The sequence below is a fragment of the Mesorhizobium sp. WSM4815 genome, assembly GCF_055811575.1.
This window is the reverse complement of sequence record NZ_JBVVQS010000079.1, coordinates 45,934-68,753: the sequence shown is the minus strand read 5'-3', so window position 1 is coordinate 68,753 and position 22,820 is coordinate 45,934. Positions and strand designations below refer to the sequence as shown.

General features: G+C 64.6%; 22 protein-coding genes. 4 read left to right on the top strand and 18 right to left on the bottom strand.

Annotated features, from left to right (window positions below):
- Window positions 1-39: 39 nt before the first annotated feature.
- The 14 genes from ampH to AC0L2B_RS05755 form a co-directional block, all read right to left on the bottom strand.
- Window positions 40-1,191 carry a D-alanyl-D-alanine-carboxypeptidase/endopeptidase AmpH gene (gene ampH, locus AC0L2B_RS05820; RefSeq protein ID WP_473744557.1) on the bottom strand — a complete coding sequence of 384 codons (1,152 nt, stop codon included), beginning with the start codon at window positions 1,189-1,191 and terminating at the stop codon, window positions 40-42.
- Between the two features lie 461 nt (window positions 1,192-1,652).
- Window positions 1,653-3,152 carry a helicase HerA domain-containing protein gene (locus AC0L2B_RS05815; RefSeq protein WP_473744556.1) on the bottom strand — a complete coding sequence of 500 codons (1,500 nt, stop codon included), beginning with the start codon at window positions 3,150-3,152 and terminating at the stop codon, window positions 1,653-1,655.
- A 105-nt stretch (window positions 3,153-3,257) separates the two neighbouring features.
- Window positions 3,258-4,478, bottom strand: a complete 1,221-nt coding sequence (gene arsK, locus AC0L2B_RS05810; RefSeq protein WP_473744555.1) for an arsenite efflux MFS transporter ArsK — start codon at window positions 4,476-4,478, stop codon at window positions 3,258-3,260.
- Complete coding sequence (locus AC0L2B_RS05805; protein ID WP_473744554.1) at window positions 4,475-5,908, bottom strand: NAD(P)-binding domain-containing protein; 1,434 nt, start codon at window positions 5,906-5,908, stop codon at window positions 4,475-4,477. Before AC0L2B_RS05805 ends, arsK begins: the two co-directional genes overlap by 4 nt.
- Before the next feature lie 51 nt (window positions 5,909-5,959).
- Window positions 5,960-6,280, bottom strand: a complete 321-nt coding sequence (locus AC0L2B_RS05800; RefSeq protein ID WP_127315183.1) for an ArsR/SmtB family transcription factor — start codon at window positions 6,278-6,280, stop codon at window positions 5,960-5,962.
- Between the two features lie 77 nt (window positions 6,281-6,357).
- Complete coding sequence (arsH, locus tag AC0L2B_RS05795; protein WP_473744553.1) at window positions 6,358-7,104, bottom strand: arsenical resistance protein ArsH; 747 nt, start codon at window positions 7,102-7,104, stop codon at window positions 6,358-6,360.
- A complete protein-coding gene (arsC, locus tag AC0L2B_RS05790; protein WP_473744552.1) occupies window positions 7,079-7,501 on the bottom strand; it encodes an arsenate reductase (glutaredoxin) in 423 nt (140 codons plus the stop codon). The genes arsH and arsC overlap by 26 nt, the downstream gene beginning before the upstream one ends.
- Window positions 7,498-8,187, bottom strand: a complete 690-nt coding sequence (locus AC0L2B_RS05785) for an aquaporin (RefSeq protein ID WP_287122346.1) — start codon at window positions 8,185-8,187, stop codon at window positions 7,498-7,500. The genes arsC and AC0L2B_RS05785 overlap by 4 nt, the downstream gene beginning before the upstream one ends.
- 4 nt (window positions 8,188-8,191) lie before the next feature.
- Window positions 8,192-8,698 carry an arsenate reductase ArsC gene (locus AC0L2B_RS05780; RefSeq protein ID WP_287122344.1) on the bottom strand — a complete coding sequence of 169 codons (507 nt, stop codon included), beginning with the start codon at window positions 8,696-8,698 and terminating at the stop codon, window positions 8,192-8,194.
- A 16-nt stretch (window positions 8,699-8,714) separates the two neighbouring features.
- The gene (locus AC0L2B_RS05775) at window positions 8,715-9,047 is read right to left on the bottom strand and encodes an ArsR/SmtB family transcription factor (RefSeq protein WP_077380823.1); all 333 of its coding nucleotides are present in this window, start codon (window positions 9,045-9,047) and stop codon (window positions 8,715-8,717) included.
- Between the two features lie 278 nt (window positions 9,048-9,325).
- Entirely contained in the window at window positions 9,326-10,309 is a 984-nt protein-coding gene (locus AC0L2B_RS05770) for a TonB family protein (protein ID WP_473744551.1), read from the bottom strand.
- Window positions 10,309-10,767: a TonB system transport protein ExbD gene (exbD, locus tag AC0L2B_RS05765; RefSeq protein WP_473744550.1), complete on the bottom strand. Its 459-nt coding sequence runs from the start codon at window positions 10,765-10,767 to the stop codon at window positions 10,309-10,311. Before exbD ends, AC0L2B_RS05770 begins: the two co-directional genes overlap by 1 nt.
- A 15-nt stretch (window positions 10,768-10,782) precedes the next feature.
- Entirely contained in the window at window positions 10,783-11,742 is a 960-nt protein-coding gene (gene exbB, locus AC0L2B_RS05760) for a tonB-system energizer ExbB (protein ID WP_473744549.1), read from the bottom strand.
- A 28-nt stretch (window positions 11,743-11,770) separates the two neighbouring features.
- Window positions 11,771-12,562, bottom strand: a complete 792-nt coding sequence (locus AC0L2B_RS05755; RefSeq protein WP_473744548.1) for an ATP-binding cassette domain-containing protein — start codon at window positions 12,560-12,562, stop codon at window positions 11,771-11,773.
- 230 nt (window positions 12,563-12,792) lie between these two features.
- Between AC0L2B_RS05755 and AC0L2B_RS05750 the strand changes: the two genes are divergently transcribed.
- From AC0L2B_RS05750 to fhuB, 3 genes are read left to right on the top strand one after another with little or no spacing between them, the layout of a single operon-like run.
- Window positions 12,793-14,967: a TonB-dependent siderophore receptor gene (locus tag AC0L2B_RS05750; RefSeq protein WP_473744547.1), complete on the top strand. Its 2,175-nt coding sequence runs from the start codon at window positions 12,793-12,795 to the stop codon at window positions 14,965-14,967.
- Between the two features lie 7 nt (window positions 14,968-14,974).
- Window positions 14,975-15,856 carry an ABC transporter substrate-binding protein gene (locus AC0L2B_RS05745; RefSeq protein ID WP_473744546.1) on the top strand — a complete coding sequence of 294 codons (882 nt, stop codon included), beginning with the start codon at window positions 14,975-14,977 and terminating at the stop codon, window positions 15,854-15,856.
- Window positions 15,853-17,859: a Fe(3+)-hydroxamate ABC transporter permease FhuB gene (fhuB, locus tag AC0L2B_RS05740; protein ID WP_473744545.1), complete on the top strand. Its 2,007-nt coding sequence runs from the start codon at window positions 15,853-15,855 to the stop codon at window positions 17,857-17,859. The genes AC0L2B_RS05745 and fhuB overlap by 4 nt, the downstream gene beginning before the upstream one ends.
- A 52-nt stretch (window positions 17,860-17,911) precedes the next feature.
- On the opposite strand, the gene AC0L2B_RS05735 is transcribed toward fhuB, so the two are convergent.
- The 3 genes from AC0L2B_RS05735 to AC0L2B_RS05725 form a co-directional block, all read right to left on the bottom strand.
- The gene (locus tag AC0L2B_RS05735; RefSeq protein WP_473744583.1) at window positions 17,912-18,850 is read right to left on the bottom strand and encodes an LLM class flavin-dependent oxidoreductase; all 939 of its coding nucleotides are present in this window, start codon (window positions 18,848-18,850) and stop codon (window positions 17,912-17,914) included.
- A gap of 131 nt (window positions 18,851-18,981) precedes the next feature.
- Window positions 18,982-19,137: a hypothetical protein gene (locus AC0L2B_RS05730; protein WP_473744544.1), complete on the bottom strand. Its 156-nt coding sequence runs from the start codon at window positions 19,135-19,137 to the stop codon at window positions 18,982-18,984.
- Between the two features lie 201 nt (window positions 19,138-19,338).
- Entirely contained in the window at window positions 19,339-19,731 is a 393-nt protein-coding gene (locus AC0L2B_RS05725; protein ID WP_023800517.1) for a hypothetical protein, read from the bottom strand.
- A 269-nt stretch (window positions 19,732-20,000) separates the two neighbouring features.
- Between AC0L2B_RS05725 and AC0L2B_RS05720 the strand changes: the two genes are divergently transcribed.
- Window positions 20,001-22,151, top strand: coding sequence for a DUF294 nucleotidyltransferase-like domain-containing protein (locus tag AC0L2B_RS05720; protein WP_473744543.1), 2,151 nt, complete (start codon window positions 20,001-20,003; stop codon window positions 22,149-22,151).
- A 6-nt stretch (window positions 22,152-22,157) separates the two neighbouring features.
- On the opposite strand, the gene AC0L2B_RS05715 is transcribed toward AC0L2B_RS05720, so the two are convergent.
- Window positions 22,158-22,790 (bottom strand): hypothetical protein, encoded by a 633-nt coding sequence (locus AC0L2B_RS05715; RefSeq protein WP_473744542.1) that lies wholly within the window; start codon window positions 22,788-22,790, stop codon window positions 22,158-22,160.
- Window positions 22,791-22,820 lie beyond the last annotated feature (30 nt).

Sequence of the window (22,820 nt, the reverse complement as noted above, 5' to 3'; positions counted from 1 at the left end):
GTTAATCATCGCGCACGTTCCCCCTGATCAGCGCGAAAATCAGCGTGGAGCGATCTCTGCGACGAGATCGTTCGTCGTCTTGACCCCCGCCATGAAGCCGGCGGCATTGAATTGGTTCATGACGAAGAAAGCGCCGACGCCGCGTGTCGGTGCAATCGCAACATAGAGAAACATCCCTTGCAGGCCGCCGCTCTTCTGGAGGATGAGCGGGCTATGCTCGGTGGGGAGCATGATGACCCACCCGAGACCCATGGCGTCCATCGGGCCGCCGTCATCCAGCCCCACCACCGACGCGAGACCGTCCCGGTACAAAAAAGCCGCGTGGTTCAAAAGCCGCAACTCGGCATCGGCCGCAGAAGGCTTGTTCTCGACATGCCAGTTCATCCAGCGCAGCAGGTCGTCCGCGGTCGAGTACAATCCACCGGCGCACTCCATGGCTGTGCTCGTCGGCACGATGGGCATGGCGCTGCCGTCGAAGTTATGGCCCTGCATCAGGCGCGGCTCGTCCTCCGGTCTTGCGTTGAAAACCGTGTCTTTCATGCCGAGAGGATCGAGGACACGCTCCCGAAGGAGCTCGGCATAAGGCTTTCCAGAGACATTCGCGAGCGCCGCTCCAAGGAGGTCGTATCCGAAGTTCGAATAGAGAACGGCGGTGCCCGGCGCGAACAGCAGCGGATTGTCCTTGAGGGCGGCAATCTGCGCCTCTTTGGTGTTCGTAGAGAAGGGGTCGGAGGGGGGCGCATCGGCCACTGGCACCTCCCGCGGAAGGCCGGAAGCTTGCGCGACGAGATCGATCAGCCGGAGGGCGCGGCCATCCTTCTCAGGGAGCGTGACGTCCCAGCCAAGGCGATCCTGCAACCGGTCGGTGAGCTGTACCTTGCCGTCGATCGCCAGCGAGGAAAGCACACTGCCGCAGAACACCTTGCTCACGGATGCGATGCGGAACATTGTGTCGCCGTCGGGCACTTTTTCACTCCCGTCGGCAATCTTGCCGAAACCGGCCAAGGCCGTCTCGCCGTTGCGCACGGCGCCGAAGATCAGGCCAGGCACTTCGGTGGAGAGATACAGGATCGTACCGTTGAACTGCACCGCTTCCGTCAGCAGCTTGTCCTCGGCATGTCCAGAAGAGGGAACGGCTGCGATTGCCGTCAAAGCGATGGCCATAAGTCGGCGCGATCGAGAAAAACGCATTGCCGAAATCCTTTGATGAAGCTGCAGAATAAAATCTTCGGAAAAAGAGCCGCCGCGTAGTATCTTACCATCTCTCCAGAAGCAGGGGATGTCAACAGAATGAACCGAAGGGGGTAATCGGCGGCGGTAGCGTAGTTTCGGCGGCTATTTGCGCTACAGTCCTGCCGTATTTCTTGTCATTCGTCAGTTGATCGGGCCTGATCTCTTCATTAGCAAACCGACCCGCGGGTAATTTAGACGATATGTGAAGCGCCGTCGGCAGGAGGGAGTGCTGTAGCGCCGAACAATTTACAATAGGCGGATCTGCGTCGCGCCAATCGTCGTCGTATGATGAAGACCGGGCAGAAGAGCTGTGACGGGCCAAGGCCCTATCTGCGCAAAAAAGACTCGCCGCTGTACCTGCCGCTTGGCCATACATCGCCTTGATGCGTGGCATTTCCCTTGCGCGCTCGGCCGCCGCCTCACACAGCCAAACGCCCCTGCTCCACCTCCGCAGCACCGGGATCGCCCGGCGCCGTCGCCCAGGCCAATTCGACGAGCGTCACGACCCGCCGGCCGAGACCGTCAAGCTGGCAGACGATCAGCCCCTGCTCCTCGATATAGGTCAGCAGGCGCCTGGCGCGGCGCAGCGAGTGTGAGCCATAGGCGCGGGCGATCGCCGCGTCGCTCGGACAGGGCCAGCCCTCCTTCGCCGCGCGGGCGATCATCATGAACACGCCCTGCATGTCCTCGGGCAGCAGCGAGGCGCGCGCCGAGACGTCCTGCCATGCGTCATCCCCGGCCATGTCGGAGCCGAGGCCGGCGCGGGCGCGCGTCAGCATGCGGCGGAACTCTGGCAGGTCCGGCACCACCGAGGCGAGGCCTTCTATCCGGCAGCGGACCACGAACTCCTGATAAAGCACGCCGATGACCCGGAAGCCCGCGTCGGGCTGCGCCAGAACGGCGCGCAGGACACGGTCGACGCGCTCACGCCGCTCCGCCAAATCCTCGGCGCTGATCGGCGGCTCCGACGGTTCGGGGCGGATTTCCAGCGCCGCCGACTTCGCCGCCATCAGCTGATCGAGAAGGTCCGGCGACGACCGGCGCTGCGGCCGGACAGTTTCCGGCGGCGGTGCTGCCAGGATGATGGCGCGTGCGTCCTCAAGGGCTGCTTCCGGCAGCGGCATCAGCCGCGGCGTGCCATTGCGCGGACTTGTGTCGGTCGGGCCGATGCGCAAGCCGAGCGGACGGCGCGACAGCGCCGGGCCGAGCGCCATGAATTGCCCGCGCTCCAGGTCGCGAAAAGCCTCCGCCTGCCGCCGCTCCATGCCCAAAAGGTCGGCGGCGCGCGCCATGTCGATGTCGAGAAAAGTCCGGCCCATGAGGAAATTGGAAGCCTCGGCGGCGACGTTCTTGGCGAGCTTGGCCAGCCGCTGGGTGGCGATGATCCCGGCAAGGCCGCGTTTGCGGCCACGGCACATCAAATTGGTCATGGCGCCGAGCGAGAGTTTGCGCGCCTCGTCCGAAACCTCGCCGGCGACGGCCGGCGCGAACAGCTGCGCCTCGTCGACCACCACCAGCATCGGATACCAGTGGTCGCGAGCGACCTCGAAAAGCCCGCCGAGAAAGGCGGCGGCGCGCCGCATCTGGTTCTCGGCGTCGAGCCCCTCGAGATTGAGCACCGTCGAGACGCGGTGGATGCGCGCCCGCTCGCCGGCGCTCTGCAGGCCGCGCTCGGTATGCTCCTCAGCATCGATCACCAAATGGCCGAAGCGGTCGCCCAGCGAGACGAAATCGCCTTCCGGGTCGATGATGGTCTGCTGCACCCAGGGCGCGCTCTGCTCCAGCAGCCGGCGCAGCAGATGAGATTTGCCGGAGCCCGAATTGCCCTGCACCAAAAGGCGCGTCGCCAGCAGCTCCTCAAGATCCAGTGCTGCCGGGGCGCCTGCGGTCGTGTGGCCCATCTCGATCGCAACGGTCATGTCTCGACTCTCCTTGCGGAGAGGACTTATCAACCGCATCACAGCCCGTCGAGCGCCGATGGCCGGCGGCACGGCGTTGCGCACAGCTCGACGCTTGGCGCGGCGTCAGTTCGCTGACGTAAGCATCACCGGCGCAAGAGGCTGGCGCCTGATCAGGATGATGGCCGAAAAGGCCAGTATGCCGAGCATGCCGACCGCAGCGGTCAACCAGAGCGATGGTTGGACGCCCATGCCTGCCATCGCCATGGCTAGGGCAAACGGTGCAAGTGCCGAAGAGAACTGACGCGCGGCCGTCACCCAGCCGAGCCGGGCGCCGTAGCGCTCCCGTCCGAACAGTTCCAGGGGCAGCGTGCCGCCGACGATGCTGGCGAGGCCCGAGCCCAATCCAAACAGGATGACGAAGGCGATTGCGCCAGGCAGCGACGGTGTTGTCGCCAGCAGGGCGACAAGGCCGAGCGGCAGCAATGTCGCGCCGATAACCGCGAGCCAGGTCTGTGCCAGCCGGCCGCCGATCAGCATGTTGATCAACCGGCTTGCCACCTGGGACGGGCCGAAAAGCGTGGTGACGACGAGCCCGGCGGAGCCAAGCCCGAGCGCCGTCGTCAGCGGCACCATGTGGACGAGGATCGAGGACAGCACAAAGCCCTCGATGGCGAAGCCGCCAAGCATGAGCAGAAACACTCTGCTGCGGTCGCGCGGGGTGAAGGCAACCGGCCCGCCGGCCGCAGCTGTCGCCGAAGCGTTTTTGTCCGCCCGACGCGACAGCCGCGCCAGCCAGGCATGGATGGGCAGGCAGATGGCGACATTGATGCCGGCAAAGACCAGGTAGACCTCGCGCCAGGTCAGGTATTCGTGCAGTGCCGCCGTCAGCGGCCAGAACAGGGTGGAGGCGAAGCCGGCGATCAGCGTCAGATGGGTGATGCTGCGCTGCGCCCTGGCGCCGCCGATCTGGACGATCGCGACGAAAGCGGCACTGTAGAGCACGAAGGCGGACGCCAGTTCCATCGCCATCAGCGCCGCCACGAAGCTCACCCGACCGGGTGCTAGCGCGCAAGCGACCAGCGCTGCGGCGGCGGCAGCCGAACCAAAGGTCATTACCCGGCCGGCGCCAAAACGATCGGCCCAGCGCCCGGCTGTGGGTGCAAAAAGGCCGCCCGCCAGCAGCGACGCCGACAGGGCGCCGAAAACCCATTGTTCCGGCCAGGCGAGCTCGAGCGCTATGGACGGCACCAGGATGCTAAAACTGTAATAGAGCGTGCCGTAGCCGATGATCTGCGTCAGCCCCAACGCCCAGAGTGCGGCAGCCGGGATTTTCCGGTCGCTCATTGAGCGGCGATCTCGAGATCGTCGCTGCGCACTGCTGCGATCGCTTGCGTGCTGCCGCAGCCGCAGCCTGACTTGCCGCTCGCCTTCGCCTTGGCGTCGTCGACGCAGCACGCGTCGACAGCAGCCGGTGCCGGTCCGCCGCAGCAACCCTGAGATGATGCGCCTGAAAGAGACACGGGAACCGTGCAGACGCCGGTGGCGGGCAACACCAGCTGCACGGCATCGGCGGCAGCCATGTCGCCGGCGATTGCCGCGGCGACCGAGCGGACCTGTTCATAGCCGGTCAGCAGCAGGAATGTCGGCGCCCGGCCATAGCTTTTGACGCCGACCGTGTAGAAATCGGGCTCGGGGTGGCTGAGTTCGCGATGGCCATGCGGTGGGACATCGCCGCATGAGTGCTCGTTGGGATCGATGAGCGGCCCGAGCGCCTTGACGCCTTCGAGCCACGGATCGAGGTCCAGCCGAAGCTCCCGGGTCAAGGCAAGATCGGGGCGCTGCCCCGTCGCGGCAATGATCCTGTCGACGGGGTCGAGCGTGCGCAACCCGTCCTTTGCCTGGCCTTCGACGGCGAGGCGGCCGTCGACCTCACGGATAGCAACAATCGCAAAGCCGGTCACCAGCCGCACCCGGCCACTCTCGGCGAGCTCCCGGACATCCGAACCAAGCTCGCCGCGCGCCGGCAGGGCGTCGGCATCGCCGCCGCCATAGATGCGGACAAGGTCGGTGCCGCGTGTCACCCATAGTGCCGAAGTGCCCGGTTCGGTTTGCGCAAGCTCCGCCAATTCCAGCAAGGCATTGGCAGCGGAATGGCCGGCGCCGACCACCAATGTCGTGCGACCTGCATAGAGATGACAGTCGCGGCCGAGAACATTTGGGATGCCGTAGGCGATGCGGTCGCCAAATTCCCTCTCACCTTCGGCCGGCAAGCCACCCGCACCGAGCGGGTTCGGCGTCTGCCAGGTGCCGGATGCATCGATCACGGCACGGGCGCTGTCCCGGCGCGTGCCTTCCGCCGTTTCGACCGCAAGCATGAACGGCCGCGTCTCCCGCGCCTTGCTCAACACCTTGTCGGCTCCCCAGCGGGAAATGGCGGCAACACGGGCACTGGTCTCGATCGACGGCGCCAGTTCGGCAAGCTTGGCCAGCGGCGCGAGATACTGGTCGACGATCTCATCGGCGGTGGGGAACGCCTCCGGCTCCGGCATTTGCCAGCCATGGCTCTCGAGAAGTTTTCGGGCGACCGCATCGACGCAATAGCGCCATGGCGTGAAAACCCGCACATGGCCCCAATCCCGAAGGTTCGAGCCGACAGAAGAACCAGCCTCGTAAACCCTAACCGGAAGGCCACGGCTGACCAGTTGGGCGGCCGCCGCCAGGCCAACAGGTCCGCCGCCGATGATAGCGATCGGGAGATCGTTTTCAGAAACCATGACACACCTTCTATGTTTCTAGGATTATAGAAATACCAGTCAAAAAAAGAGTTATGCAGCCGCCTCGCCGACAGCCGGCCCGCATGCGGCATCGGCACAACATTCATCGGCAAGAAAGCCGAGGAGATCGTTCATGACAGGGTAATTGGCCCGGCAGATTAGCGTCGTTGCCTGGCGTTCCTGGGTGACCAGGCCGGTCAGGATGAGCCGGTGGAGATGATGCGACAGGGTCGACGCAGCGATGCCAAGGGCTTCCTGCAGATAACCGACCGGTCGTCCTGTTTCGCCTGCCCGCACCAGCGTGCGATAAAGCTTCAGCCGCGTCGGATTGCCGAGCGCTTCAAGCTGTTTTGCTGCTTGTTCGAGTTTCATGGAAATAAGGTAGCGCTGAGACAACGCCGCGTCAATAACTATTTCGAAAATTATCGAATTAGCAACCACACCCGCTCTCAAATCGACCGCTGATTGACCCGCTTGGCAACCGCTTCGGCGCTTTCGACACGCTCTGAATAACGGTCCGTGAGATAGGCGGACCGATCACGGAAGAGCAGCGTGAACTTCATCAGCTCCTCCATCACGTCGACGATCCTGTTATAGTACGGCGACGGCTTCATGCGGCCGGCCTCGTCGAACTCGTTGAAAGCCTTGGCTACCGACGACTGGTTGGGGATGGTGATCATCCGCATCCAGCGGCCGAGGAGACGAAGCTGGTTGACGGCGTTGAAACTCTGCGAGCCGCCCGACACCTGCATCACCGCGAGCGTGCGGCCTTGCGTCGTCCTGACGCCGCCGGCCGACAGCGGCAGCCAGTCGATCTGCGCCTTCATCACTCCTGTCATTGAGCCATGCCGCTCCGGCGAGCACCAGACCTGCGCTTCCGACCAGATCGACAGGTCTCGCAGCTCCTGGACTTTGGCGTGGTCGGCCGAGGTCGAATCCGGCAGCGGCAGGCCGGCGGGATTGTAGATGCGCACCTCGGCGCCCAGGCGGCCCAAAATGCGAGCCGCCTCCTCCGTCGCAAGCCGCGAATAGGACCGCTCGCGCAGCGAGCCGTAGAGCATCAGCACGCGAGGTTTGTGGATCGACCGCGGCACGTCGAGCAGCGCCGGCAGGTCGATCGGCCGGAACTGGTCTTCGTCGACGTTCGGAAGCGAGTCCTCGGGCACTAGGTCAGGCAACGCGCTTGCCCTGCGCATCGATGACGACTTCGCCGTCTTCCTTGGCGAACGGCCCGATCTCAGGATTGGGCAGGATGTCGAGAACCGCTTCGGACGGCCGAGCAAGCATGGTGCCAAGCGGCGTCACGACGATCGGCCGGTTGATCAGGATCGGATGCGCCAGCATGAACTCGACGATCTCGTCATCGGTCCATTTGGGATCGCCGAGATTGAGCTCGGCGTAAGGCGTGCCCTTCTCGCGCAGCAATTGGCGCGGCGTCATCCCCATCGCCGCGATCAGCTCGACCAGCCGTTCACGCGACGGCGGGTTTTTCAGATACTCGATCACCTCAGGCTCTTCGCCAGACTGCCGGATGATGGCGAGCGTGTTGCGCGAGGTGCCGCAGTTGGGATTGTGGTAGATGGTGATGGTCATTTCGCGGCTCTCATCTGTCTGATTGGCTTGGGTTCAGCGAGCAGCCATCCTGCCAACGCCATCGCAAGCAGCGCGCCCAGCAGCTCGGCGACAATAAACCCCGGCAGATCTATCGGCCGGATGCCCGCGAAGGTGTTGGAAACCGCCCGGGCAATGGCGACTGCCGGATTGGCAAACGAGGTCGAGGCCGTGAACCAATAGGCCGCGGTGATGTAGAGGCCGACCAGCCATGGAATGGCATCCGAACGGAAGCGAAGACCGGCGAGAATGGTGAAGACCAGGCCGAAGGCGGCCACCAGTTCCGCAATCCATTGTCCGTTTCCGGTCCGCACGGTTTGCGAGATCTGGAGAATTGGCAGTTCGAACATGGCGTGCGCCAGCAGCGTTCCGGCGATGCCGCCGGCAATCTGGGCGATCACATAGGCCAGTGCAGCGTTCGCTTCGATTTCCCGCCTGAGGGCAAAAACCAGCGTCACCGCCGGATTGAAATGCGCCCCGGAAATCGGTCCGAGTATGGTGATCAGCACCACCAAAATCGCTCCAGTCGGCAGCGTGTTGCCGAGCAGGGAGAGACCCACATCGTCCGTCAGACGATCCGCCATGATGCCGGAGCCGACGACCGTCGCGACCAGCATTGCCGTGCCGAGCGCTTCCGCGACGATGCGGCGGGACAGGTCAGCCGCCATGATGTCAGCCGGCCTTCGGCAGATCGCGGCCGATTTCATCGAGCCGTTTCTGCAGGGCGAGCTTGTCGATCGTGTTCATCGGCAGGCTGACGAAGATCGAGATCCGGTTGTTGAGCATGCGATAGGCTTCGGCAAAGGCCAGATGCTTTTCGGCGTCGGTGCCGTCCACGGCGGCCGGGTCGGGCACGCCCCAATGCGCGGTCATCGGCTGTCCCGGCCAGACCGGGCAGGCTTCATTGGCCGCGTTGTCGCAGACGGTGAAAACGAAATTCATCTCGGGGGCGCCAGGAGCCGCGAATTCCTGCCAGTCTTTTGAGCGGGCGAAGGACGTGTCGTGGTTGAGGGTTTTCAACAGCTGGAGCGCGTAGGGATGGACCTCTCCCTTCGGGTGCGATCCGGCCGAATAGGCCCTGAACTTGCCGGCGCCGACACGGTTGAGGATCGCTTCGGCAAGGATCGACCGTGCCGAATTGCCGGTGCACAGGAAAAGCACGTTGTATGGATCATTCATGGGGTGGTCCTCCCTTCTAGCAGTTGCAAGTCACGGCCTGAATGACCGGCTGGCAGAGCTCCGGCGCGCCGTTGCAGCAATCCTCCATGAGATAGGCAAGCAGATCGCGAAAGCCGGTCATGTCGGCGACGTAGCGGATCGTCCGGCCGTCGCGCTCGGCGCGGACCAGGCCGGCATGGTCGAGGACCTTCAGATGCGCCGACATGGTGTTCTGCACCGCACCGAGGCGCGCGGCGATCTCGCCGGCTGGCACACCGTCCGCGCCCGCCCGCACCAGCAGGCGAAACACTTCGAGCCTGGTGTCCTGGCCAAGCGCTGCCAATGCGAGAAGAGCGGTGTTCTTATCCATGTATCCTAGAATCCGGAATTATCGATGTATATGGCGGGTATGTGACAGTCAGATGACAGAGGCAAGCGGCCGGCCACTTCTGAGCCGCTGCATTCTTCGGCTGATGTCACGGAATGGATCCCAGGGTCTGCGCCGCGTCGCTTCGCTCCTTGCTCCGCCCTGGGATGACGAAGTGGAGGATGATTCGGCTAATCCTAGAGGTTGGCGGTTTGCCACTGGACCGAATTGTCGACGTTCGCTGCCGGCCCAGACCTGTCAAAATCACTGTGCCGAGGAACTTAGTTGCGCAGGGCGAACGAGAATGGCGCCGTGCGGGTTATGCGGGAGCCGAGTTCCGGCGGTGGCTCCGGCACCGACGCGCCCTGTAATGCACTGAGCGCCGCGCGATCGAGGTCTGGATCGCCGGAGGAACGAGCCAGCCGGGCGGACAGGACCCGGCCGGATCCGTCGATCGTGAAGGTCACGCTCGGACTGCCTTCCGCGCGCCGGGCCTTCGCCGCCCTTGGATAATTTGTGTGCCGTCTTATCCATGCACGCAACCGCGAATTCCACCTGTCCGGACTCACGCCGGATCTCGCAGCCGTTGCCTTGGTCGATTTCGGGGCGGCCGCCCTGGCTGCGGATGTCGCAGCGACACTGGCCGTCGTCCGCGGCGGTGCGGCCTTTTCCTTTTTCGGACGCTTTTTGGCTTCTTTGACAGGCTTCTTCGCCTTGACCTCAGCCGGCTCCTTTACCTCAGTCTTTGCCTGTTTCTTTGGCTTGGCCTCGACGGGTTTGTCGACCGGTTTCGGCAGCGGCAGCGGAACGACCACTTCCGGCGTGACGGCCTCGGCAATTTCGGGCACGACCTCCTCGAGCGGCGGCTGGTCGACCCGTTCGGCCACTGTCGGCGGGGTCGGCTCGACCGTGTCGGCCGGAGCGGCCTCCGATGGCTCGGTGACCGGCTCTGCCTGCTCGACGGGCGGTTCGGGCGGAGGCTCCGTTTCGGTTATCTCGGGCTCCTCGGCCGGGTCCGGCTGATCGGGCGCTATCTCATCCGATATCGGCGCCGGCTCGGCCGGCGTGAGCGCCATCGGCGACAGCTCGATCACCTGCGCCTGCGGCGGCCCGCCATCGGGCTCGGCCGGGCGCCAGCTCTGCATCGCATAGCCGACCGCGGCATGCGCCATCAGGACCAGCGCAGCCGCGCCCGCCCACCAGGCGATCTCGCGCGCGCCGAAACGCCGCTGATCGGCCATCGGCAGGGCGGCCGCCGGCGACATTATTGGCCGGTTCCGACTTGCGGCGCCGCGGCATCGCCGGGCGCGGTCTCGAGGCCAACCAGCGCGATCTTCAGATAGCCGGCGCCGCGCAAAAGGTTCATCACCTCCATCAGCTCGCCGTAGCCGACCGCCTTGTCGGCGCGCAGGAAGATGCGCGTCTGCCTGTCGCCTTTTGTCCTGCCGACCAGCGCGGGGGCGAAGGCTGCGCGCGGCACGCTGGCGTTGCCGATCGCCAGGCTGAGATCGTTCTTCAGCGTCAGGAACAGCGGCGTCTCCGGTCGAGGCGCAGGCGTTGCGGTCGAGCCCGGCAGGTCGACATTGACATCCACGGTCGCCAGCGGCGCCGCGACCATGAAGATGATCAGCAGGACCAGGATCACGTCGATGAACGGCGTGACGTTGATCTCGTGGTTTTCCTCGAGATCGCCGTCGATGTTCTCTCGAATTCTAGCCGCCATGGCGTCGCTCCGTGTTCATTCCGCGGCCATCTGCTTTGCCGGCGCGACCGTGCGGAAATCCAGATCCCGGCTGACCAGCCGCTCGACGCCTGCCGACGCATCGGCGAGGATCTGCCTGTAGCCGGCTATCGATCGCGCGAAGACGTTGTAGATGACCACCGCCGGGATCGCCGCGACAAGGCCCATCGCCGTGGCCAGCAAGGCTTCCGCAATGCCCGGGGCAACGACGGCGAGGTTGGTGGTCTGCGCCTGCGAGATGCCGATGAAGGCGTTCATGATGCCCCACACCGTGCCGAACAGGCCGACGAAGGGCGCGGTCGAGCCGATCGTCGCCAGCACGCCGGTGCCGCGCGACATGCGCCGCGCCGCCGCCGCCTCGATGCGCGACAGCCGCGAGGTGACCCGCTCCTTCAGCCCTTCGCCGGACACATGGTCGAGCGAGCCGGCCGAAAGCGCGGTCTCTTCTTCGGCTGCCCGCACCAGCAGGGCGCCAGGACCGTTATTATGGCCAAGCGCGCGCCCGGCCTGGTTCAACGTCGCGGCATTGCCGATCGCTTGTGCCGCGCGGCGGGCGCGCAGCTTGCCGCCAAGGATCTCCAGCGATTTGGCCAGCCATATCGTCCAGGTGACGAAGGACGCAAAAGCCAACCCGATCATCACCGCTTTCACGACGATGTCGGCCGCCATGAACATGCCCCATGGCGACAGGTCACGCGGCAGGGTCAGGGACATTGCCGTCGAAGGGCCAGTCTCGGTAGTCGTGGTCTCGATAGGCGTGGTCACTGCCGGCTGCGTCGCCGGTGGCACGGCGGCGTCTGGCGCAGCCTGCCCAGGCACTGGAGCCGGCGCCTCGATCGCCGGGGCCGCGCCCGGTTGCTCCTGGGCGGCTGCGCCCGGTTGCTCCTGGGCGGCTGCGCCGCCGGCCGACAGGATGGCGGATGCGAGCAACGCCGCGAACAAACCATGTCTGGACAAGGGCTTCTTCCTTATTCTCACAGTGGCCTCATTGCACATAGCCGATGGGCTGGCCGGTGACGGGGTGCGCAAACACACCCATCTCGACACCGAAAATTCCTTTGAGCACGTCTCCCTGCATGATCTGGTCCGGCGTGCCGCGCGTCAGCAGCCTGCCGTCCTTCAGCGCGATCAATTCGTCGCAGTAGCGCGCCGCCATGTTGGGATCGTGCAGCACGACGACGACGCACAGGTCGCGCTTGCGGCTGAGGTCCCTGACCAGCCCCAGCACCTCGACCTGATGGGCGATGTCGAGCGCCGAGATCGGCTCGTCGAGCAGCATGACGCCGGCATTCTGCGCCACCAGCATGGCCAGCCATGCGCGCTGGCGCTCGCCCCCGGATAATTCGTCGACCAGCCGGTCGGTGAAGTCAGCCATATCGGTCAGGACAAGCGCCTCCTCGACATGGCGCCTGTCCTCATGCCCGAAACGACCGAGCGCGCCATGCCAGGGATAGCGGCCGAGCGTCGCCAGTTCGCGCACCGTCAGGCCGGTCGCCGCCGGCGTCGTCTGCGGCAGATAGGCGAGCGCGCGCGCCAGTTCACGCGCGCCCCACTGCACCAGCGGCCGCTGCGCGAAGGTTATGCCGCCCGAGCTTGCCGGCTGCTGGCGCGCCAGGAGCTTGATCAGCGTCGACTTGCCCGAGCCGTTGTGCCCGATCAGCCCATAGACGCGCGAGCGTTGCAACTCGAGTGTGACGGGACCGAGCAGCGTCCGCTCGCCGACAGCGAACCGCAACGCTTCGACATGGAAGGCAGTCTGGGCATGAATTCCTGCCACGGTCTCGGCCTCACTCCAGCTTTGCGCGCATTTCGAAATCCGGTTTTCGGCAATCCGGTTTGCGGGCGCCGATGTCCGGTTGACTATGAAACATGAGTTTATTAGTCAACAATGAAGATGACTTTTTGAGTCAACAAAATGTCGTGACGCGCCGGATTTGCGTCGAAACACGAAATGTGGAGCGTGCCGAGATGGTCGTTGGTTCAGGTCGCGGAAGAACTCAAAGCGAAGTGACTGCGCGCCGAAACCTGCTGGTCGCGGCGATGTCGCTGCCGGTGCTGCTTGGCGGCGGTCACGCCGTCGCGCAGGAGGCGACCACCACTCTCGACCCGATCAATATTCAGGAACGCGTCGAAAGCGCCTTTGGGACGGTCGACGGCTATGTCGCCACCCAAGGCTCCACCGCTACCAAGACCGAAACACCGCTGATCGAGACGCCGCAGTCGATATCGGTCATCACCAAAGACCAGATGGAAGCGCAGGCGGTGGACAGCCTGAACAGCGCGCTGCGGTATACGCCAGGCGCAACCGGCAATCTCTACGGCACCGACAATCGTGGCCACGGCTTGCAGATGCGCGGCATTTCGAACTCCAGCGGCGTCTTCTATAAGGACGGGCTGCAGCTCAAGGAAAGCAATTTCACGCTGTTCACGGCGCTCGATTCCTACGGTGCCGAACGCTACGAAATCCTGCGCGGGCCGGCATCGGTTCTTTACGGCCAGGCAAGTCCTGGCGGCATCATCAACTATGTCAGCAAGCGCCCGACCGAGGAGAACCTCCGCGAGGTCGAGCTCGGCGCCGGAAGCTTCGACCGCTATGAAGGAAAGTTCGATTTCAGCGGCGCTGTCAACACCGACAAGTCGCTGCTGTTCCGCCTCACCGGCGCCGCCCACATCGGCGATACGCAGACTGATTTCGTCGAGGACGACCGCATCTTCATCGCGCCGGCGCTGACCTGGCAGCCCGATGCCGATACCAGCCTGACCATCCTCGCCAACTATCAGCGCGACCGGTCCGGCTGGGCGATGCAGTATCTGCCGGCATACGGCACGATCAGGCCGGGCAGGGACGGAAAATACCTGCCGAACAGCATGTTCGTCGGCGAACCGGGCTTCGACACCTACGACAACGACCAGGCGTCGATCGGTTACGAGTTGGATCACCGCCTCAACGAGACGTGGCAGGTTCGCCAGCATGCCCGCTACGTCTATCTGAAGCACTATGAGGAAGGCGTCTTCGGCGGCGGGCTTCTGAATGATGAGGGCGACTATTCCCGCTATGCCGATGCCGGCGGCAGCAGGCTCAGCGGCGTGACCATCGACAACCAGGCGCAGGCCGATTTCGACACCGGGCCGCTCGCCCACACGCTGCTTCTCGGCCTCGACTATAAGCGCTACACCTACCGCGACTATGCCGCCAGCAACGATATGACCGACGATGATTTCAACATATTCGACCCGGCCTATGGCTACCCGGTCGGCGAAATGACGCCCTATACAGATACCGACACCACCCAATCGCAGGTCGGCCTCTACGCACAGGACCAGATCAAGCTGGGCAACTGGCGACTGACGCTGGGCGGCCGCCAGGACTGGGCCGACGCGAAAGTCCACGACAATCTGGCCGGCGCTTTCGGTCCCCGCCAGAAGGACGACGCCTTCACCAGCCGCGCCGGTCTGCTTTATCTCGCCGAGAATGGCCTTGCCCCTTATGTCAGCTATTCCGAATCGTTCCAGCCGGTGTCCGGCCCCGACAGCAGCGGCAATCCGCTCGTGCCCGAAACCGGCAAGCAGTACGAGGTCGGGCTGAAATACCAGCCGGTCGGCTGGAACGCCTTCGTCACCGTTTCGGCGTTCGACCTGGCCCGGCAGAATGTCGTACGCTATGGCGGTGTTGGCGCGCCCAACGACATCTTCCAGACCGGCGAGATCAGGTCGCGCGGCATCGAGCTGGAAGCTGTTGCCAGCCTCGATTCAGGCTTCGATTTCCGGGCGGCCTATACATATCTCGACACCGAGATTACCAAGGCCACCTCGATCACCGTCGATGACGATAGTGGCGAGACAATCAGCGATGAGGGCAACACCCCATTCGGCGTGCCGGAGCATGCGGCCTCGCTGTGGGCGAATTACACGGTCGGCAGCGGCAAATTGGAAGGCTTCGGGCTCGGCGCCGGCATCCGCTATGTCGGCTCGACCTTCGGCGACGACGCCAACACTTTCAAAGTGCCGGCAGTCACGCTTGTCGATGCCGCACTCCACTACGAATGGAGGAACGCCGAGCTGAACCTCAATGTCAGCAATCTGTTCGACAAGCGCTATGTCGCCTCCTGCTACGCGGAAAGCTTCGGCTGCTTTTATGGCGAGGGTCGCCGGATCAACGGCTCGGTGAAGTACACATGGTGACCCGCGCGTGCAGGCCCGGACCCAATTGGCGCCACTGACGCGGCGCCGGTGCCTGGCCGGCCTGGCCGCGACGAGCCTAGGCCTGCGCGGCGACCCGGCGCATGCCGCTCCGCCGCCGCGCATCGCCTGCCTCGAATGGACCTCGGCCGAGATGGTCATCTCGCTCGGGGTCGGCCCGGTGGCGGTCGCCGACTCAAAAGGTTACCGCGACTGGGTCGCGGGACCGGCTCTTCCTGCCGGCTGCCTCGATCTCGGCTCGCGCGGCGAGCCCAACCTGGAACTGCTCCTGGAACTCAAGCCCGATCTTATCACCGGCGCCTATGGCTATGGGCTGGACGAAGCTCCGTTCAGGCGGATCGCGCCGCTGCATACGGTGCCCTTCTACGATGGCACCGAAGCCCCTTATCGCCAGGCCGAGAATGAGACGCTGAAACTTGGCTCACAGCTCGGCCGCGAGGCTGAGGCTCTGCGCCTTGTCCAGGAAACGGCGGCGGCAATCGCCCAGATCAGGGCACAGTTTTCAGGGCGGGCAGACCAGCCGCTCGCGGTGGTCAGCATGTTCGACGATCGTCACGTCCGTGTCTACGGCAAGGGCAGTCTGTTCCAGGACGTGCTCGACCGGTTGAGCCTCACCAACGCCTGGACGGCGCCGACCGATAGCTGGGGCTTTTCCATGCTGGGCATCGAAGAGCTGGTTGCGATCGGCGAGGCCCGCGTGATTTCGCTCGATCCGATCCCGCCGCATGTGAAGATCAGGATCGACCAGAGCAGCCTCTGGGCCAACCTTCCCTGCGTCAAGGCCGGCAACGTCAGGACAATCCCGCCGGTATGGCCGTTCGGCGGGCTAGCCGCCGCTACCCGTTTTGCGACGTTTTTGGCCCGGGCATGACCATAATGCAGTCCATGGCCGGCCATCGTGCTCGTTTCAAGGCAGGGATGCTCGTCGCCCTCGTCGGCCTGCCGGCGATGCTCGCCGCATATCTCACCGCTGCCGGGCTTTTGCGCCTGTTACCCGCCGACATGTGGTGGCAGTCGCTCGGGGCGACCGACTTTGCCGATCCGCGGCAGCTGCTTTACCGGCATGCCTTCCTGCCGCGTCTGGCGATCAGCCTGCTGGCCGGCGCGGCGCTCGGCCTGACCGGCACGCTGCTCCAGCAGCTGCTGCGCAATCCGCTCGCCGAGCCGACGACCATCGGCACCAATGCAGGCGCCACCATCGCCCTGACGATCGCCACGCTCTACGCGCCGTGGATGCTGGAGCAAGGTCGCGAATGGGTGGCGCTCGCCGGCGGCGCCCTGTCGACGCTGGCGGTTTTGGCTCTGGCCCGGGGCCGGAGTTTTTCGCCGGTCGCGATCATCATTTCCGGCCTGGTGGTCAGTCTCACATGCAGTTCGGCGAGCGCCCTGCTGATAGCGGCCAACCGCGAATATTCCGAGGAACTCTTCATCTGGCAGAGCGGTTCGCTGATCCAGAACGGCGATGCCGTGGTGCTCGGGTTCGCGCCATGGCTGGCGATGGCCGGCATTGCCGCCTTCCTTCTGCTCCGGCCGCTGCGGCTTCTCGACCTGAGCGATGAGGGAGCCGAAAGCCTCGGAACGAATCCCTCGGTGACACGGCTGGCCGGGATGACAGTCGCCGTCGGGCTGAGCAGCATGGTGGTCGCCGCCGTCGGCGTCATCAGCTTCGTGGCGCTTGCGGCGCCGGCGCTGGTCAGGCTCGCCGGGGCACGGACCTTGCGCCAGCGCATGATCTGGGCGCCGCTTGCTGGCGCCGCGCTGTTGTGGCTGACCGACCGGCTGGTGCAGGTCCTGCCGTTTGCCTCCGAAATCCCGGCAGGCGTGGCGACTGCTTTCCTCGGTGCGCCGCTGCTGTTTCTTCTCCTGCCGAAATTGCGCACCAGCCCGGATCGGGACGGCACCATGCTGGCTTCCGTGCGCAGGCGCAGCGGGTGGGCCTATCTGCTGCTCGGGCTCATCGCGATGGCGCTTCTTCTCTGCGCCGCGCTTGTTGTCGGGCGAGGCGCGACCGGCTGGCACGTGGCCTCGGCCGCCGAACTTGCCGACCTGCTGCCGCTCAGGGCGCCTCGCATCGTCGTCGCGGTTTGCGCTGGTATGATGCTGGGCGTGGTCGGCACGCTGATGCAGCGGATGACCGGCAATCCGATGGCGGCGCCCGAGGTGCTGGGTATCTCAGGCGGCGCCTCGCTAGGCATCCTGCTGCTCTTCGTGGCGACTTCTGATGTCAACCGTCCGGCGATGATCGCCGCCGGTCTCGTCGGGGCGCTGGTCAGCCTGGCGATGGTTTCGCCGACCGCCCGCCGGCAGCCCCTCGCGCCTGATCGGTTGCTGCTTTCCGGGGTCGCCGTGGCGACGATGGCGTCGGCATTCTCGGCGGTGATGCTCGCCAGCGGCGATCCTCGGCTCGATACGCTGATCGGCTGGCTGTCTGGCTCCACCTACCGGGCCACCGCCGCCGATGCCACAATCGCCGCCGTGACGGCGACTGCTCTGCTCGTCATCGTGCCCCTCACCAGCCGCTGGCTGGAAATCCTGCCGCTTGGAGAAGCCGCCTCGCGCGGGCTCGGGCTTAGCCTGTTTCGCGTGCAGGTCGTGCTCCTGGTGCTTATCTCGGTGCCGACGACAATAGCCACGCTGGTCATCGGGCCGCTGAGTTTCGTCGGATTGATGGCGCCGCACCTGGCCCGTATGCTCGGCATTCAACGCGCCTTGCCGCAGCTTTTCGCTTCCGCGATGCTTGGCGGGATAATGCTTGTCTCGGCCGACTGGGCCGGCCGGATGCTGATTTTCCCGTGGCAGATTCCGGCGGGTTTGCTTGCTGCCCTGGTTGGCGGGCCTTACTTCATGGTGCTGATGTGGAAAGGCCGGCAATGAGCGGCCCCGCCACGCGCTTCGGGTTGGCGACCACAAAGCGCATAGCACGCGCTCAGCCGGCGCGTGCTTCGCGGATCACGCGAGGCGCAAACGCCCCGGGCGGTGGAGCCTCGCGGCGCGCCAGAGTGTTGCGCAGCAGCGCGATCGTTTCACTGCCAGCCATTGCGATCTCGCCCGGCCTGTCGACACCGACGATCATGAATTCCTCGATTCCCAGGGCAGCATAAGGAAGCAGGGAAAGCGCGACTTGTGCCGGTGGTCCGACAAATTCGACCGCCTTCTGGCCGGAAGCGTTGCCCTCCGAACGGATCCGGACGGGGAGCGCGAAACGCAGCTTGCCGGCCCGGCCGTGTTCGGCGCCGGCATTGCGCACCCGCTCCATCAGTTGCCGGATCTCGTCGAGCGAACCCGGCGTCAGCTCGAAGACATCGGCATGCCGCCCGGCGACCCTGAGCGCCGTTCCGGACCGTCCGCCCATGCGGATGCTCACCCCGGCGCTACGCGGCCCCTTGCGCGGCACATAGCCGCCGCTGATGCTGTAGAAGGCGCCTTCATGGTCGAACGGCCTGTCGTTCGACCACAACCGTTTCAGCAGCACCAGATATTCATCGACGCGCTGCCAGACGACCGTATGACCGACCGGACGCGTTTCGGCATCGTCGTCGTTCAGCGGCTCGCTGAGCATCCTGAGCGACAGCCGACCGCCGCTTTTCGCGTCGAGGGCCGCCAATTGCCGTGCCGCCACCGTCGGGTCGATCACACCAGCCCAATGCGTGAGAACGATCTCGAGCGAAGAAGTGCGGTCCAGCGCCCGGGCGGCAATATCCATATTGGTCAGCAGCCCAGCCGGATCGTCGACGACGATTTTCTGGAAACCGATGTCCTCGATCAGCGACAGCTTTGTCGCGGTTTCCGCGAAATCGTAGAAAAACGGCGCGGTTGGGTCGGCCGGGTGAGTTTTACCGGGAACATGCGTGAACTCGAACGGCATTGCCATCTCCTCCATCACGTTGGGGTCAAGCGCGCGAAAGCGCACCGGGACTCGGTTCATTCAACTCCGATATCGCGAAACGGCAGACAGCTATCCCTTTAGTCAGGCCCGATGACTCGCGGGCTCCATAGTCAGGGAACAAAACCCAGAACGACCGCACCGGTGAACACGAACGCAAGGGCAAAGACGAGATAGGCAAAGGCGCCCTCATAGGCTGGCCGCCAAGTCTGGTCAGAACCGAGCCTTTGGCCTTCGCGGGCAGTGTGGGCGTTCTGGAAATAGGACATATCGACCTCCGTCTCGGCAGTTAATCTATTAAATCAGTAGACTTTGTCGAGTGCTATTTTCCAGCGATCCTTAGAATGTTTTTCTCCAACCTGAGGACAATTTGGTTCGTTTGCTGCTTAGCGCGGCACTTTCCGAGGCCGATCGGCCCGGTGGCAAAACGCCCGGTCGTGCGGGCGGGCAGGGATAGGCGGAGCGGCCGCCTAGTTGGCGGGCGGCCTGTAAGCTTCCAGGCCGAACAGCATCAGCACGAGCGACACAAGGAAGAACCCGACCGCGACGCCGAGCGCGATCCGGGCGTAGAGTCTGTAAACGTCGCCCATGATGGTGCCGAACACCCGTCGTGCCGAGGCATCGGCTGGGCGCGATTTCTCATCGAGGTAGAGCCAGACTTCGGTGTGCTTGGGATTTTTGAAGGCTGCGGTCGTGGCTTTCCACATCAGCGCCAGAACCATGGTCAGCGTGAGGAACGCGCCGGAGCGAAATGCAGACACCGGGTTGAAGGAGAATCCGACCATGACACAGCCAATGGCAAGCGAGCCGAACATGACGGCGCGCCCGATGCACCCCACAGCAACCCGCCTGATCTCATCCATCGGCGCCCTCGGCAGCAAGCTCGCCGACAATGTGCGAGCGCTGCGACCGTATCAAATCACTTTAAGGCGAATGTGCCGCCTGGACGTGCAGGCGCGCAACTCCCCGGCGCAACATTGCGAACGCCATAGCCTGACTTCGGCCATCGACGCGGCCCGCCGGCGCGCTCTATGTTGCATGGCAAGCCGGATCGAACCTTTTCGCACCGACAGGTGCTGTCTCGGACAGGCGCTGTCTCGGCGAGACATCCGGCAGAGGAAGGCTATCGGCTATGCCGCAGGAGACGGAATTGAAGCCGGCGAGCGGCGCGACACCGCTGATAGCAATTGCGGCTGCCGCCGTCGACACCGAAACAACCGGGCCCGACGCCACCAAGGCGCGCCTGGTCCAGATTGGCGCGATCGGCATCGCGCATGGCAAGGTCATCCGGGAAACTCAGCTCGATCTCCTCATCGATCCCGGTGAAGCAATCCCGTCCGAGGCTTCGCTCGTCCACGGCATCACCGATGCCGATGTTGACGGAGCCGGCAGCTTCCCGGATGCATGGGCACAATTCCAGGAGTTCGTCGGCGACCGCATCCTCGTCGGCCATTCGATCGGCTTCGACCTGGCGGTATTGGAGCGCGAATGCCGACGCGCCCGCTTGCCCTGGAAAAAGCCTCGGGCGCTGTGCGTCCGGCTTCTTGCAACCATAGCAAATCCCAATCTGGCAGACCATTCGCTGGAAACGATCGCCGGATGGCTTCGCCTGGAGATAACCGGCCGGCATTCGGCTCTGGGCGATGCGATTGCGGCCGGAGACATCTTTGCCGCGTTGATTCCGGAGTTGCGCAAGCGCAACATCCGAACACTTGGAGAGGCCGAGGTTGCCTGCCTTGCCCTTTCGGACGCTCTCGAAGCCGGCCATCGCGCCGGCTGGGCCGAGCCGGTGTCGCGACCCCAGGCTCCCGCGTTTCAGCCGGTTGATCCCTATGCCTATCGCCATCGCGTCGGCAGCCTCATGAGCAGCCCGCCAGTCGTGGTGAAGTCGACCAAACCGACAAGGCAGGTCATCGACCTGATGGTCAAGCGCAAGATCAGCTCGGTCCTCGTGTCGGAGCGTGGAACGCCGGATCAAGCGATCGAGGCGTATGGCATCGTTACCGAGCGTGACCTGCTGCGCCGCATGTCGTCCGACGCCGAGCGGGCTTTTGACATGCCGGTCGCAAGCCTCGCAACGCGACCGCTGATAAGCATCCGCGCCGCCGCCTTCGCTTACCGGGCGATCGGCCGCATGGATCGGCTGAAAGTCCGCCACCTCGCCGTCCGCGACGACGCTGGCATGCTGGTCGGCGTGCTTTCGGCGCGCGACCTGTTGAGGCTCCGCGCCGCCGCTGCCATCGATCTCGACGACACGATCGAACATGCCAGGGATGGCGCCGAACTGGCGGCCAGCTGGTCGATGCTGCCGGGCGTGGTACGTTCGCTCATCGGCGAAGCGATCGACCCGCGCGTGGTGGCGGAAATCATCAGCGACGAACTTTGCTCGCTTACCCGCCGCGCCGCCGTGCTTGCCGAACAGCAGATGCAGATCGAAGGCCACGGCCCGCCGCCCTGCGCCTACGCCGTGCTCGTGCTCGGCTCAGGCGGCCGTGGCGAAAGCCTGATGGCCCCCGACCAGGACAACGCAATCGTCTTTGCAGATGGCGAGCCGGATGGGCCCGAAGACCGCTGGTTCAAGAATCTTGGGGCCAGGCTCGCCGACATGCTCGACATCTCAGGCGTGCCGTATTGCAAAGGCGGGGTAATGGCCTCGAATGCCGCATTCCGCGGTAGCCTCTCCACCTGGAAGCGGCGCGTCGAGGATTGGGTTCGCCGCCTGCGGCCCCAGGACCTGCTCAACGTCGATATCGTCTACGACCTGCGACCGGTGCATGGCGACACGACGCTGGCCGCGCAGTTCGTCGAATATGCCTATGACCGTGCCCACGCCGAGCCGGTGTTCGCGAAGCTGCTCGGCGAGCAGATGACGACCGGCAATCCCTTCACTGTCTTTGGCGGCCTTCAGCTTGAAAATGGCCGGCTGGACATCAAGAAGCATGGCCTTTTTCCAATCGTCGCGACCGCACGCACGCTCGCAATTCGCCACGGCATCCGCGAGCGGAGCACGCGTGCCCGGCTCGAGCGACTGATCGCGCTGGATATTGGCGGCGGGCCCGACATGAAGGCGATGCTGGCCGGTCACGCCATGTTGGTCGGCTTGCTGCTCGCTCAGCAGACGCGTGACATCTACGCCGGTATACCGGTATCCAACCGCGTCGAGATCAATGCGCTGGCGCGCGATCAGCAGGCACAGCTCAAGACACTCATCAAGCGCCTTCAGTCGGCACCCGACCTGGTGCGGGACCTGATGTTCGCATCGCCGGCGACGCTCGGACAGTAAACAAACTCAGCTGCGCGCGGCGCCAAGCAGTTCATCGACGAGGGCGCTGCGGTCGGCCTGCACCAGGAAATCCTCATGCGCGCGCAGCAGATTCATTCTCAGGAAGTTGAAGATATAGTCGTAATCGTTGGTCAGCAGGTTGGGGTGGATCGGGACCATCTCGAAAACCGTTCGCGCCAGCGGCTCGGGGATCTCGCGCACCGGCCGCGGCGGACCGATCTGGGTGGCGGCGAGGCGCTGACGGGTGAGTTCGGCGGCGTCCTCCCAGAAAGTGGCAGGCGAGCCCGCCGGAACGGCATATTTGGAGAAGCTTGCCAGGGCGACTTTTTCCAGCGCCGCTGGCAGGCCCCGCTGGCGCAAGCCGGCGGGTTCGCGTAGTGCACCCTCCACCATTTCCGCCACCATCGCGTAACACGCAGGATAGGCGCGCCAGCGCGAATGGTTGAGCGCCGCCTGGAACTCCTTCTCGCTGAACAGCTTCTGCCAGTAGACCCCTGCCCTGACGCGGCAGAACTCGACGATGCTCTTCTGGGCCAGGAAGGCGGCGCGAGAATCCATGAAGTCAGCCAGTTCGCCGACGCTGACGATCGGCTGCGGCTTGCGCAGGAACTCTGGCAACAAATTGTTCAGCAGGCCCATGGCGCTCTCCCTTCGGTCTTGTTTCCAACC